Source organism: Streptomyces sp. 4N124, assembly GCF_052245395.1.
GTDB lineage: Bacteria > Actinomycetota > Actinomycetes > Streptomycetales > Streptomycetaceae > Streptomyces.
In genome coordinates this window covers 1-12,752 of record NZ_JBQQBS010000025.1, presented here as the reverse complement: position 1 = coordinate 12,752, position 12,752 = coordinate 1, and the positions used below count along the sequence as shown (strand labels likewise).

Annotated in this window: 11 protein-coding genes; 8 read left to right on the top strand and 3 right to left on the bottom strand. The window is 67.6% G+C overall.

The features are described from left to right. Positions 1-141 precede the first annotated feature (141 nt). Positions 142-1,167 carry a 6-phosphofructokinase gene (locus ACTWQO_RS24455; RefSeq protein WP_443239493.1) on the top strand — a complete coding sequence of 342 codons (1,026 nt, stop codon included), beginning with the start codon at positions 142-144 and terminating at the stop codon, positions 1,165-1,167. 230 nt (positions 1,168-1,397) lie between these two features. After that, positions 1,398-1,958, top strand: coding sequence for a DinB family protein (locus ACTWQO_RS24450; RefSeq protein WP_443239492.1), 561 nt, complete (start codon positions 1,398-1,400; stop codon positions 1,956-1,958). 1,547 nt (positions 1,959-3,505) lie between these two features. On the opposite strand, the gene tnpA is transcribed toward ACTWQO_RS24450, so the two are convergent. Then, positions 3,506-3,937 (bottom strand): IS200/IS605 family transposase, encoded by a 432-nt coding sequence (gene tnpA, locus ACTWQO_RS24445; RefSeq protein ID WP_443239491.1) that lies wholly within the window; start codon positions 3,935-3,937, stop codon positions 3,506-3,508. Positions 3,938-3,963: 26 nt separating this feature from the next. Here tnpA and ACTWQO_RS24440 point away from each other — a divergent pair, with 26 nt between their 5' ends. Continuing rightward, on the top strand, positions 3,964-5,289 hold the full coding sequence (locus tag ACTWQO_RS24440) for an RNA-guided endonuclease InsQ/TnpB family protein (protein ID WP_443239490.1): 1,326 nt from the start codon (positions 3,964-3,966) through the stop codon (positions 5,287-5,289). A gap of 46 nt (positions 5,290-5,335) precedes the next feature. Here the strand turns inward: ACTWQO_RS24440 and ACTWQO_RS24435 are convergent, their stop codons facing one another. Together ACTWQO_RS24435 and ACTWQO_RS24430 are read right to left on the bottom strand one after the other, a co-directional pair. After that, positions 5,336-5,986 (bottom strand): hypothetical protein, encoded by a 651-nt coding sequence (locus ACTWQO_RS24435; protein WP_443239489.1) that lies wholly within the window; start codon positions 5,984-5,986, stop codon positions 5,336-5,338. A gap of 606 nt (positions 5,987-6,592) precedes the next feature. Continuing rightward, positions 6,593-6,865: a hypothetical protein gene (locus tag ACTWQO_RS24430; protein WP_443239488.1), complete on the bottom strand. Its 273-nt coding sequence runs from the start codon at positions 6,863-6,865 to the stop codon at positions 6,593-6,595. 324 nt (positions 6,866-7,189) lie between these two features. Here ACTWQO_RS24430 and ACTWQO_RS24425 point away from each other — a divergent pair, with 324 nt between their 5' ends. From ACTWQO_RS24425 to ACTWQO_RS24405, 5 genes are all read left to right on the top strand, one after another. Further along, positions 7,190-8,185: an alpha/beta fold hydrolase gene (locus tag ACTWQO_RS24425; RefSeq protein ID WP_443239487.1), complete on the top strand. Its 996-nt coding sequence runs from the start codon at positions 7,190-7,192 to the stop codon at positions 8,183-8,185. 350 nt (positions 8,186-8,535) lie between these two features. Further along, positions 8,536-9,771, top strand: a complete 1,236-nt coding sequence (locus ACTWQO_RS24420; RefSeq protein WP_443239486.1) for an MFS transporter — start codon at positions 8,536-8,538, stop codon at positions 9,769-9,771. A 755-nt stretch (positions 9,772-10,526) separates the two neighbouring features. Further along, positions 10,527-10,781, top strand: coding sequence for a hypothetical protein (locus ACTWQO_RS24415; RefSeq protein ID WP_443239485.1), 255 nt, complete (start codon positions 10,527-10,529; stop codon positions 10,779-10,781). A 130-nt stretch (positions 10,782-10,911) separates the two neighbouring features. Next, complete coding sequence (locus ACTWQO_RS24410; protein ID WP_443239597.1) at positions 10,912-11,595, top strand: response regulator transcription factor; 684 nt, start codon at positions 10,912-10,914, stop codon at positions 11,593-11,595. Continuing rightward, positions 11,592-12,752 (top strand): HAMP domain-containing protein (locus tag ACTWQO_RS24405; protein WP_443239484.1); only part of this gene is annotated, 1,161 nt, incomplete at its 3' end. The genes ACTWQO_RS24410 and ACTWQO_RS24405, both read left to right, overlap by 4 nt.

Sequence of the window (12,752 nt, the reverse complement as noted above, 5' to 3'; positions counted from 1 at the left end):
ACGGGTCGACCCGAAGTACGGGCCGAGTTCCCTCGAGCGAGCCGCCCGGCTCCTGCTCACGTCGAGTGGCCACTGCGGATCGAATGGAGGGAGGCTGGAAGGGGGCGATCAGGCGGGGTGACCTGCGGATGGGAGGAAGCCATGAGGGTCGGAGTTCTGACCGGTGGCGGCGACTGTCCCGGACTCAACGCCGTGATCCGCAGCGTCGTCCGCAAAGGCGTCCAGGAATACGCCTTCGACTTCGTCGGTGTGCGGGACGGCTGGCTCGGTCTGCTCAAGGGCAATGTCATGCCGCTGGACATCTCCAGCGTGAGGGGGATCCTCCCCCGTGGCGGGACCATCCTCGGCTCCTCTCGTACCAACCCCTTCAAACACGAGGACGGCTTGCAGCGCGTGCGGGACACCCTTGCCGCGCACGACGTGGACGCGCTCGTTGTGATCGGCGGTGAGGACACGCTCGGTGTGGCCACCGAGCTGAGCCGACAGGGGATCCATCTGGTCGGCGTGCCGAAGACCATCGACAACGACGTGTCCGGCACCGACTACACCTTCGGCTTCGACACCGCCGTAGGCATCGCGACCGAGGCCATCGACCGTCTGCACACCACCGCCGAGTCGCACATGCGGACCCTGGTGGTGGAGGTGATGGGGCGGCACTCCGGGTGGATCGCCCTGCACGCCGGCATCGCGGGCGGCGGCAACGTGATCCTCATCCCGGAGCGGCCCTTCGACATCGATGACGTCTGTGAGCAGGTGAAGAGCCGATTCAAGATCAACTATGCGCCGATCGTCGTGGTCGCCGAAGGGGCAGTCCCCAAGGAGGGACAGATGATCCTCAAGGATCAGACGCTGGACGAGTACGGCCATGTGCGGCTGTCCGGTATCGGCGAATGGCTGGCCCGGGAGATCTCGGACCGCACCGGCAAGGACGCCCGCACCACGGTCCTGGGCCACATCCAACGCGGCGGCACACCGAGCGCCTTCGACCGGTGGCTGGCCACTCGCTTCGGGCTGCACGCCATCGACGCGGTCAAGGACAGCGACTTCGGCGTCATGGTCGCCCTGCAGAGCACCAGGATCGTCCGCCTTCCGCTCGCCGAGGCCACAGCACAGCCCAAGATGGTCGACCCGTCGCTGTACGACGAGTTCGAGGTGTTCTTCGGCTGACTGGCCGCGGCGCTCGCCAAATCGCCGTGGGACCATGGTGCAGAACCGTGTGCGTGAGCGACCGCGTCGGCGCTCTGCGGCCTACGGATCGGTGAAGCGGCCCACGACCGTTCGGTTTGGCATCCAACCGCCTCCCGGGTTGCCTGCCCCGACCCTGACGTGGCGCGTCGTGAACACTTCAAGCCCGCTGCACTAGCGAGTTTGAACCCTGACCGGCGAATATGGCACGCATGAATGACCACCCCGCACGCTGGAGCCAGGCAACCGTCTACCCCGACATGTGGGCTGACCCGGACGACGACCCCCGCAACAGCGAAGGAGCCAGTCCGGACGGGGAGTTGCCGACGCTGCTGGACTTCCTGACGGGCTATCGCATGACCCTGGCGATGAAGTGCGAGGGTCTGGATGCGGAGCAGCTGGCCCGTCGTTCGGTTCCGCCGTCCACGATGTCGTTGCTCGGCCTGCTGCGGCACCTCGCGGAGGTGGAGCGGGACTGGCGTAACTGGATCAGCGACGGAGATCCGCTGCCGAAGTTGTACGGCGAGCGCGACGCGGACTTCGACGGAGCCGTCGCCGACCAGGCCCAGGTCGACGCCGCGTACGCCGATCTGGCGCGTGAGCAGGCCGCGACCGACGCCGCGCTGGCCGAGCACCCGGATCTGGGGGAGCGTGTGGGGAAGGACGGCACATCGGTCCGGGAGCTGATGGTGCATCGGATCGAGGAGTATGCCCGCCATTGCGGCCACGCCGACCTCTTGCGCGAGTGCATCGACGGAAGGGTCGGCCAGTGACAAGGGCGGAGGGTTGGGTGAGCGAAGTTGAGGCGACGTAACGGGAAGCCACTTTGACCACGGCCGGCCATTAGAGTCGCGGCCGTGGATGCGTTCTTACCGTTCCTGGTGCTGATTGCCGGCCTTGCTGCAGTCCTGGGCTTTTTGCGTGGCTGGCCCTGCGTATGCGCCGCCGGGGTCTCACAGGCGGGGCAATGAGCGCAGCGTCTCTGATCAGCTGAGCGATTCCTTGCGGACCGTAGGGGCCGGTGTGGTTCTGCCCGCCGGGGTGGGGAAGCGTGAGCGTGCGGGTGGAGTTCCGCGCCCAGTGCTGCCCCCTCATGGCCGGGCCGCAGGGCCTGGTGGGGGAGGGCACCGTTGCCAGGACTCATGCTCAGCCGAACGCCCCGTACGGTGTTGGGTGATCGTGTCCGCGGTCCGGGGATGCGGGGGCGGTTTCCCTCACGCCCCGGGTGCCCGGTCGGGCCTGGACGGTCCGATGCCCGCACCCATCGCTCTGGTGGGTGCGGGGCGGTGCCGTCCGTCGCCGGATCGGGTGCCCCGGGGCGCGCCTGCCGATCGCCACGGCAGCAGCGAACGATTCCGTAGTTGCCCCAGGAAGGGCTTGTAGAGCGTAGGCATGGCGACCTCCGGTTGATGATGGCGCTCAACCAGCCGCGGCTGCGGTGGTGAGCGCGAGGAGTGCTTCGTCGCCTACGGTGCTGCGCCCGTTGTCCCGGGCGCCTGGGGGGCCCGATGATGCCCGGTGGTCGGTCCCGGGGGCATCCTGCAACTTCGGATACGACACGTGGAACGCCCTGTTCGGCTTGGGCCATTGAAACGCGTGTTGGCCTAACGGCCGACAGGTCAGGTTGCTGACCTGCAATGTCTTCGCCATGTGATCCCCCGTCTCAGGACGCACTCCGACGTCCGCTTGGGCCGCGCTGCCCTCGATGTGGCCGCAACCGGGAGTGCAGTATGCGGCGTTGGCGGCAGATGGCATCGATACTTGGGGAGCCTTGGCGTATAAACCCGCATTCCAGGAGGCAGCATCGGGCCGCCCTGCGCGACTGCCCGGCCCGGTCGGTTCATCGTGGCTGCCGGAAGCTGACCGCCGACGCCTCGCCGCGTACACGCTGCTGGCTGCCTACGACACCAACCAGGCCGCCGCCTCCTCGGCGAGGACGGCGACGACCGCCGCGAGTACGGGGATGCCTCTCTGATCGTCGACCAGACGCTGAGCCACCTCCTCGGCGAAACCCAGCAGATCGTGATCGAGGGAACCGACGAGGACACCGCGGCGCAGAAGCGGGAAGCGCTCCTGCGGGAGTGGGCGCAGTCGGAACAGCTGTGGATGCGGATGCAGCACGCCTAGCGCAACGCCGTGCTGCTTGGCGACACGGTCTACCTGCTCGCCTGGTCACGTGCCAAAGGCCGCCCGGTGTGAAGCCGATCGACCCCGGCTTCTACCTTTGATCTTGGCCAGTGCTCCGGCGTTTACGCCGGGGGTGAAGGCCATCTCAGAACTGCTCTGACCCGCGCATGAGCACGGGTCCGCAGTATTCAGCTCAGCCCACGGGGCGCTTCTGGTTCTCGATGTACTGCATCACGACGGTCAGGGGCGCCCCGCCGCAGCTTCCGGCGAAGTAGGAGCCGGACCAGAAGTGTCCGCCCCACAGGTATCTGCGGACGTGCGCGTCGTACTCCTTGCGCAGCAGGCGGGCGGAGACTCCCTTGAGTGAGTTGACCAGCTTGGAGAGCTGGACCTTCGGCGGGTAGTGCACGAGCAGGTGTACGTGATCCTCTTCGCCGTTGAACTCCTTCAGATCGGCCTCGAAGTCCGCGCAGACCTCTCGCATGATCTCTTCGCACCGCGTCATCATCTCGTTGGTCAATGCTTTGCGCCGGTACTTGGTGACAAACACCAAGTGGACGTGAAGGTTGTAGACGACGTGGCGACCGGTTCTGACATCAGGATTCGGATTCCAGCGAGGTGACATAAACCAAATGTAGTACAGTGATCGCCATGAGTGAACTCGGCCTGGTGAAGCGGCAGTTCGGGCACCGTGCCCGACTGGCGCTCAGCCCTGCCGAGATCCGGGTCATGGACGACCAGGCGCACGCGGCCCGCACTATGTGGAACTGCCTGCACGCCTGGTGGCAGATGATGCCGAAGGACAAGCGGACCCTCGCCGCCGCTGATGCGGCGATACGGGAAGCCCGTAAAGAGCTCGACTTCCTCGCCGAGCTGCCCGCGCAGGCATCCCAGGCGGTGCTGAAGACGTACTTCCGCGCCTGGGTGAACTGCTGGGAAGGCCGGGCAGACGAGCCGAACTTCAAGGCCCGGTTCCGGTCAGCAATGTCTGTGGACATCCCGCAGGGCCGTGACCTGAACGTCGTCCGCGTCCACCGCCGCTGGGGCATGGTCAACCTGCCGAAGATCGGCCGCGTCCGCTTCCGCTGGACTAAAGACCTCCCCGTGGGCAAGCGAGCAGGCACCGACAACCGGATCACCGGCGCCCGGCTGGTGAAGGATGCGCTTGGCTGGCACATCGCCTTCCGTATCCAGACCCTCGAAGCCAAGCCGCAGCCCCACCAAGGCCCGGAAGTCGGCATCGACGCCGGAGTGAACATCCCCCTCGCCTTGTCCAACAAGGACCACCAGGACCACGGGCGTCCTCCACGCCTGCCGGACGGCACCGCCGACCGGGACAAATGGCTCACCCCGAAGGAGAAGGCCAAACTCCTCAAGCTGGAACGGCAGGCCGCACACCGCAAGAGCTTGCGCAAGAAGGGGGAGAAGACCTCCCGCCGCTTGCAGCACACCTACGACCAGATCAAGCAGCTCCGAGCAAAAGCCACGCGACGAGCCTTGGACTGGCAGCACAAGACGACCACCTACCTCGCCCGTACGTACGGCGTGATTGTGGTCGAACAGCTCAACATCACGAACATGGTCAAGTCCGCCCGGGGCACCATCGAGGAGCCGGGCAAGAACGTCAAAGCCAAGGCCGGTCTCAACCGCTCCATCGCACAAGAGGCGTGGGGACGCACGGTCACGATACTGACGTACAAGCTCGCCCGCTACGGCGGCCAGCTCGTCAAGGTTCCCGCCCCGAACACCTCCCGACGCTGCTCCGCATGCGGATTCACCGTCCCCGGCAGCAGGGAAGACCAGGCCACGTTCGTATGCAAGAACCCCGACTGCGACTTCCAGTGCAACGCCGACTGGAACGCAGCGAGGAACATCTTGCACCTGTACCGGATCGGCCACGACATCGTGGAGGTCCCGGCCGCCGGAAGGCGCGGTCGCAGGGCGGCTAAGACCGTCAAGCCTGTCGCTGCAAGGTAGACGGGAATCCCCTTCCTGAGCTTGCGAAGGGAGGGGAGAACTTCAATTACATGTCGTAGTCGACGAAGGCGAGGCAAACGGTGGTTCCGTCCGGCTCCGCCGCTTCGTACGCGGTCCTGTCCTCGCCGCAGACCGGAAAGAACAGTGCGTTACCGCCGCGGTCCGGATCGGTGATGATCTCGGCGTAGTTGGCGCGGCGGCTCTCACGGTCGCCGGCCTCGATGATGCGCTTGGCCTCGCGGAGGTGGGCCTTGGCGGCTTCGTCGCCGGACCGCTTCGGGTCGAAGGGGGAACTGCACAGGACGGCGTATCCCTCCAGCGCGGCCGGTACGTAGTCGCTATATCCGTCGTCCCACTCCGCCGCAGCGATACGGTCGGGGTCCGCCAGCGGCACAACGACCATGCAGGCCCGGGCCGCCGCAGGCTTGCCGTCCTCGCGCACCCAGTAAAAGCCCGTGTATACCGGAGCCTTGCTCAGCCCCGGGGGGAATGTGTCATGGGCCAGGACGTCGCTGCCCATTCCCCACCAGGTGATGTCCTTCTCCAGCGTCAACTCTCCCGTGCGGGCGAACCACTCCGGCCTGCTTACGGCCCTGTAGGGATTGCCGTTGACATGATCCGCCCATCGCCACAATAAGGCGTTGACAGAATCCGTGACGCCTGCACGGCCTTGTTCTGCATCCTTGGCTGAGGTCATGGCTCAACATCATGGCACTGGGGTCTGGCGGGGCCGCCTAGAAGCCCTGCGTCCGCTTCACGGCCCGCCGCCCTGCCGCGCGCACCGCGCCCCCGGCGCCCGCAGGAACAGCCGTGGGATCTCGGATCCGAGGTTGACCCCGATGGCGATGGCGATGGCCATGGCCAGGGAAGCCGCCGTGACGAGGGAGACCAGCCACTACTCCAGGGCGAACCAACCCTACGAATGGCTCGCTCAACCCGAGCAAGAAGGTAGGACGGTCTTAGCCGAGGCCACCGCCCACCCATCGAGTACCAGGCGACGCCGGCCTGCTCGATACCCACGCCCGCCACGAAGTTGGCCACGACCAGCACCCAGGTATACGGGGCGAGCGTGAGCAGCAGCGGTGCCATCGCCGTCAGGCCCATCAGCGCGCAGCTGACCAGGATCGCGCGCCGGGGCCGCCATCTCAGCGACAGTACGCCGCCGGCGACCGTGCCGAGCGAGCCCGCGGCGACGGCCAAGCCCCAGCCGCTGCGGCCGATCCCGGTGGTTCGGCGACGGCCGGGCCGAGGACGGTGAACGAGGCGGTGATGCCGACGTTGAGGAAGCAGAGGGCCACCACGATCACCCACACACCCAGCTGCGGGAGGTGAACTCCTGCCAGCCGACGCGTAGTTCATGTACCAGGCCGGGGCTGGGCGCGGGCGGCACGACCTGGACACGGACCAGCGCGGAGGACGCGGCGGCGAGCGCGAAGCTGAGCGCGTCGACGGCCAGGCCCCAGCCGGGGCCGACCGCGGCGACCAGTACGCCGCCCAGCGAGGCGCCCACGATCATCGCGCTGCTGCCCGCGATCCGGGAGAGCGCGAGGGCGACGCGGCGGGACTCGGCAGGCACGGTCTGGGGCGGCCGGTGGCTTCTGCCGCGACCGGCCCCCGCCGCAACGCCTTCCGTACCGACCGGTGCAGAAGTGCTACAGTGACCTCCGTGTCGATCAGTACCGATCGGTACTTAAGTGTGCGGAGGCAGTAGGCCGCGGACGGAACTATGGCGAGACGGCTGCCGTCACCAGCGGCGAATACCAGGTCAACGGCGGCCAGAACCACTTCTTACCGAGGGACTCGGCGCACGCACTCACCTGCCGAAATAGCTACCTGCGTATTGCCACTTCCGCGCAACCGAACATGACAAAGGCCCCTGAAACGCGAAGGAGTTCCGCATATGAGCCCCAAGAAGTCCGACAACCCCGGGCTCTCTCACCGACTTGGCAGACGCAAGCTGCTCGGCCTCACCGCGGGTACGGGCGCAGCGGCCCTACTCGGCCTGCCGGCCGGCACCGCAGCCGCCGCCCCGAGGGCCCGGTGGCCAAGGACACCGATGGTCAAGGGTTTCAGGAGCCGCTTCGCCGAAGTCAACGGCACGCGGCTGCACTATGTCACCGGGGGCCAGGGTGACCCCCTCGTCCTGCTCCCCGGGTGGCCACGCACCTGGTACCAGTTCCACAAGATCATGCCGCCCCTGGCGCGGCACTACCAGGTGATCGCCCCGGACCTGCGCGGCATGGGCGACTCCGACAAGCCCGTGAGCGGGTACGACAAGAAAACCATGGCCCGTGACATCTACGAGTTGCTCCGCGCCCTCGGGCACAGCCAGGCATTTATCGCAGGCGAGGACATCGGTTCGATGGTGGCGCACAGCTTCGCCGCGAACCACCCCGAAGCGACCCGGAAGGTCGCTTTGTGGGAGGCCGGGCATCCCACCGAGATATTCAACGACATGCGCATGCTGCCCCAGCCAGGCCAACCGGCACCGTGGTGGTTCGCGTTCAACCAGCTCGACCAGTTGCCCGAGCAACTCCTTGAAGGGCGTTTCCGGTTCGTCATCGACTGGTTGATCGACCTCCAGGGCGGGAATCCCAAGGCCTTCAGCGAGAAGACCCGAGCCATCTATGCCGCCGCGTACAACACGCCGGATGCGATCCGCGGCGGGAACGGCTGGTACCAGACCTTTCAGCAGGACATAGCCGACCTCAAGAACTACCCGGTACTGACCATGCCCCTGCTCGGAATCGGCGGCAAATACTACGAGCTCCTTCTGGCGCAGATGGACGGACTGGCGGCAGATGCGCGCTACGTCGAATTGAAGGGAGCGGGTCACTACCTGGCTGAGGAACGCCCTGACGACATCGTGCGGGAACTCACCACCTTCTTCGCGTAACCCCAAACCTTGACGAGCGCAGGCAATGACCTCTCGAGGTATCTGACCTGACCGCGAACCGGGGGGCCGGTCTTCGGACCGGCCCCCCGGCCGACGGGGACCCGCCTGCGGGCCCTCAAGTCAGCCGGACCTGGCATGGGCGACACCCATCGCGCTGCGCGACAAGCTCGCCACCGGCTACAAGGCCCGGTTTCCCAACAGGTCTCAAAGGTGCAGGACATGGCCCGACGTCGACTGCTCGTGACGCGGCGCCCGTCCGGGCGGCCAACCCCTGCGCTTCTTCATCGGACAGTTTCCATCCACTGACATCCACTTACATCCACGGCCATCCACGAAGGTTCCCTGCACCGATGTCTTCTGCTGCGCAGAAATCCGCCAAACTTCCGTTCGTCGTCTGGCTGTTGACGCTCGGCACGTTCCTGATGGGCACCACCGAGTTCATCGTCGCCGGCATCCTGCCCGAGATGGCCTCGGATCTCGGGGTCAGCGTCTCCCGAGGCGGCCTGCTCATCACGTTCTTCGCCCTCGGCATGATTCTAGGCGCGCCCGCGATGGCGATCGCCACGCTGCGGCTGCCCCAAAGGTCCACGCTGGTACTGGCCTTGACCGTCTTCGCTCTCGGCCATGTGATGGCCGCACTCAGCTCTTCCTTCCTCCTCGTGCTGGTCGCACGTGTGATCACAGCGTTCGCCACCGGTACCTTCTGGGCCGTCGCGGGCGCCGTGGCCGTCGGCGCCGTCGCCCCCACGGCCCGCGCCCGCGCCTCGGGCATGATCATCAGCGGTATCGGCCTGGCCACCGTGATCGGTGTCCCACTCGGCTCGCTGGTCGGCAACCACATCGGCTGGCGCGGAGCCTTCTGGGCCCTGGCCGTCCTCGCAAGCGGCGTCGCCCTGATCATCGGCCGGTTCATCCCCACCGTGTCCCACACCGACAGTGCACCCACCGTACGGTCGCAGTTCGCGGCGCTGCGCTCGGGCCCCTTCTGGCTCACATGGGCTGCCGGCGTGCTGCTGCTGGGCGGAGTCATGGCCGTCTACTCCTACGTCGCACCACTACTCACCGACCGGGCAGGCATCCCCACCAGCGCCGTCTCCCTGATCCTCGTCGGATACGGCATCGGAGCCCTCATCGGTACGAACATCGGCGGACGCCTCGGCGACCGCAAGCCCCTGGCCTCACTGATCGGTGCGGCCCTGCTTGCCCTCCTGGCTCTGGTCCTGCTGCAGACTCCGCTGTCCACCAACCCGGTGGCCACCGTCGTACTGCTGGTACTCATGGGTCTGGCCGGCCAAGCGGTACCGCCGGTCTCCACCACCCTGGCCGTGCGCTTCGCGAGCAACGCGCCCACCCTCGCCTACGCGCTGTCGGCCTCGGCCTTCAACCTCGGCATCGCGATCGGCTCTCTCACCGCCGGCATCGCGCTGGACTCCTCGCTGGGCCTGCGGGGGCCGGCCACGGTGGGCACGATCATGATCGCATTCGGCCTGGTGCCACTACTCACCCTCACCACCCTCCGCGCCACCCGCACCGGCGAGCCTTCAGCGCTCCCACAGCAACAGGCCACTGAAAACCTCACGGCATAAGAAATCGTTGCTTCTTCGATTACGACGCCATCGCCAACACTCCCGACGGCCTGGGGGAGGCCCTCGACGACAGTGTCAGGGGTTCGGGCGGTGCCGACTCGTGGTGCACCGTCAGGTGGCCAAGCCGATGTAGGGGTGGGTCGTGGTGTCCGTCACTCGGCCATGGCACGTTCGTTGGCGGCGACCGCCCTCGCCAGGAGTTCCGGATCGGCCAGTGTGGTTCCGTCAACTGCCGCTGAAATGAAGGGTGTCGATACCCACCGTCCCGCTCTTCCGGCTAGGCTGATTCCACCTTGCCGCGGTGCGCGTCCAGGCGGCCCGGTAGGCCAGCGACCCGCCACGATCGTATTGGTGTTCCACGCGCATCGTCCTGGCCCGGCCGGGAGGCAGAGTGGGATGACAACGGCAGCGGGCCTGGATCGAGGTCTTCTCGTCGGAGCACACCACGTAATCGCCTGGGCCGAGCGGCTCAGCGTCGAAGAGCCGGGCATACAGGTCGAGCACCGCAGCCGCTTCGCATCAACGCGAGCAGAACGGCTCGTTCATCGATGGAAAGCTGGATCTGGTATCGGCTGGACGGAGGCATCGGCATGTTCTGCCAGAACGAGCCGCCGGTCTCGGCAGCGACACGCCGCCCCCGGGTGGGGCAGGATCGAGGTCGTGCCCAAGCCGCCACCCGAGTCGACCAAGATCAGCCTGCGGCAACGCCTGACCCAGCACGTCCAGACCCGCTGGCCCGTCCTGCTGCTGTCAGCGTGCGCTACCGAGGCGTGCTCGCCTATATCGACGGGCACCTCAGCGACGGGACGATCCTGCCGCTGTACCGGCTGCGATACAACGGCTCGGCGAGCATCTGGGGCTTCGCGATCTACCTGGCCAGCCGCGACGGATACGAAGACAACATCCTGCCCAGCGGCCTACCCGCCGGCAGCCCCGAAGAAGCCCTCGACTGCGTCTGCGGCCGCTACCTCGACGACCCCACCGGCTGGTCCCTACCCCCGACGAACTAACGGCGCGGACCACTTAGGCATCCGTAAGAGCACGGCCCGCGGGCACCACGGCGGCGACGCTCTAATCCTGGCCTCAGGTTGATCGGGGAGAATGAGCGGCAAAAGCATCGACTGGAGGGGGCGGGCCGGCGTGCGGATCATGATCGCGGATGACGAGGCGGCCATCCGTGAGTCGCTGGAGCGGGTGCTCCAGGTCGAGGGTTACGACACCAGCACCGTCGCCAACGGTTTCGCCGTGCTCGACGGGGTCGGTGGCGACGCGCCGGATCTGCTGATCCTCGACGTGATGATGCCCCGCCTCGGCGGGTTGGAGACTTGCCGGCGATTGCGGGCGGCGGGCCGGGATCTGCCGGTGCTGATGCTGACCGCCCGGGATCAGGTCTTCGACCGGGTCGCGGGGCTGGACGCGGGCGCCGACGACTATCTGCCCAAGCCGTTCGCCACCGAGGAGTTGCTGGCCCGGGTGCGGGCCCTGCTGCGCCGCCGCGCGCCGGGCGACGAGGAGTCGCAGATCCTGTCGTTCGCCGACGTCCGGGTCGATCCGGACAGGTTCGAGGCGTGGCGGGGCGGGCGGCCGCTCCGCCTGACCCGGACCGAGTTCTCCCTGCTGCAGGTCCTCGTGAGCAACGCGACCCGGGTCCTGACCCGCGACGCGCTGTTCGAGGCGATCTGGGGCTTCGACATGAGCGCCACCGCCAACAACCTCCAGGTGTACGTGAGCTACCTGCGCCGCAAGATGGAAGCCGAGGGTGAGCCGCGATTGATCTACACGCTGCGTGGCCTGGGTTACGTGCTGCGGGAGACTCCTCCGTGAGCAGGCCCGCCGGCCGGGAACCGCGTCGGCTGACCCGATGGTGGCGCCGGCGGTCCCTGCGGGCCAGGCTGACGGTGATCGCGGCGACGGCCATCGCGGTCAGCGTGTTCGTGGCCTTCCAGGTGGCCAGCGAACTACTGGGCTGGGAGCTGCGGGACACCGCCGAGAATCAGCTGCGCGCCGACTCCCGCGTCCTGGCGACGAACGCGCAGCGCGCCGGTCTGGCGCAGGTCCAGCTACCGCCGTATCCCGGATCCGGTCGGCTGGTGCGGGTCATCCTGCCCGACGGCTCGACCCGGACGCCGGTCGGCCAACCCGCGCTGCCCCCCGTCAGCGAGCACGCCGGGCGCGTGGCGCAGGGCGCGTCGGCCGACCTGATGGAGTCGAACGACAGCGACGAGGACGGCTACCTCATCTACACGCTGCGGGCGGGCGACGGCGCGGTCCAGGTGGCCCAGGTCGCCGACGACAGCCCGATCAACCAGTTCGGGTTCGGCATGCTGCTGATCGGGCTGCTCTGCGTGGTCGGCGGTGCCCTTGTCGGGCGGACCGTGGCGCGGACCGGGCTGGCACCGATCGACCGGCTGACCGCCGCCGCGGTACGTGTCGCGCACACCCGGGATCTCGACGCCGACATCCCGGATGAGGGCGGTGGGGAGATCCGGCGGCTGATCCAGTCGATCAACGACATGCTCGCCGCGCTCCGGGACTCCCGGCGGGCCCAGCGGCTGCTCGCCGAGGACGCCGCCCACGAGCTCAAGACCCCGCTCACCAGCCTGCGCCTCAACGTCGAGTTGCTGATCCGGCTGGATCGGCGCGGCACCCTGGACAGCGCACTGCCGGCGGAGAGCCGGACCCGGCTGCTCAACGATCTCGGCGCCCAGGTGGCCGAGTTGAGCACCCTTGTCGCCGAGCTGACCGACCTGGCGCGCGGTGACGTCAGCGATGAGAGCACCGAGGTGCTCGACCTCGCCGACGTGGTGGCGGCCGCCGCGACCCGGGCACGTTCCCGCGTGCCCGACATCGAGGTCGCGCTCGACGTGACCTCTGTGTGGGTGAGCGGGCGTCCCGCTGCGCTCGAGCGGGCGGTGCTCAACCTCATCGACAACGCCGGCAAATGGTCCCCCGCGGACCAGCCGGTCCAGGTCCGGCTCCGT

Bases quoted from the DNA above. Each gene is read 5' to 3' on its own strand.
- ACTWQO_RS24425 (WP_443239487.1), top strand. From the start codon at position 7,190: ATGAGCCCCAAGAAGTCCGACAACCCCGGGCTCTCTCACCGACTTGGC.
- ACTWQO_RS24420 (WP_443239486.1), top strand. From the start codon at position 8,536: ATGTCTTCTGCTGCGCAGAAATCCGCCAAACTTCCGTTCGTCGTCTGG.
- tnpA (WP_443239491.1), bottom strand. From the start codon at position 3,937: ATGTCACCTCGCTGGAATCCGAATCCTGATGTCAGAACCGGTCGCCAC.
- ACTWQO_RS24440 (WP_443239490.1), top strand. From the start codon at position 3,964: ATGAGTGAACTCGGCCTGGTGAAGCGGCAGTTCGGGCACCGTGCCCGA.
- ACTWQO_RS24435 (WP_443239489.1), bottom strand. From the start codon at position 5,986: ATGACCTCAGCCAAGGATGCAGAACAAGGCCGTGCAGGCGTCACGGAT.
- ACTWQO_RS24455 (WP_443239493.1), top strand. From the start codon at position 142: ATGAGGGTCGGAGTTCTGACCGGTGGCGGCGACTGTCCCGGACTCAAC.
- ACTWQO_RS24450 (WP_443239492.1), top strand. From the start codon at position 1,398: ATGAATGACCACCCCGCACGCTGGAGCCAGGCAACCGTCTACCCCGAC.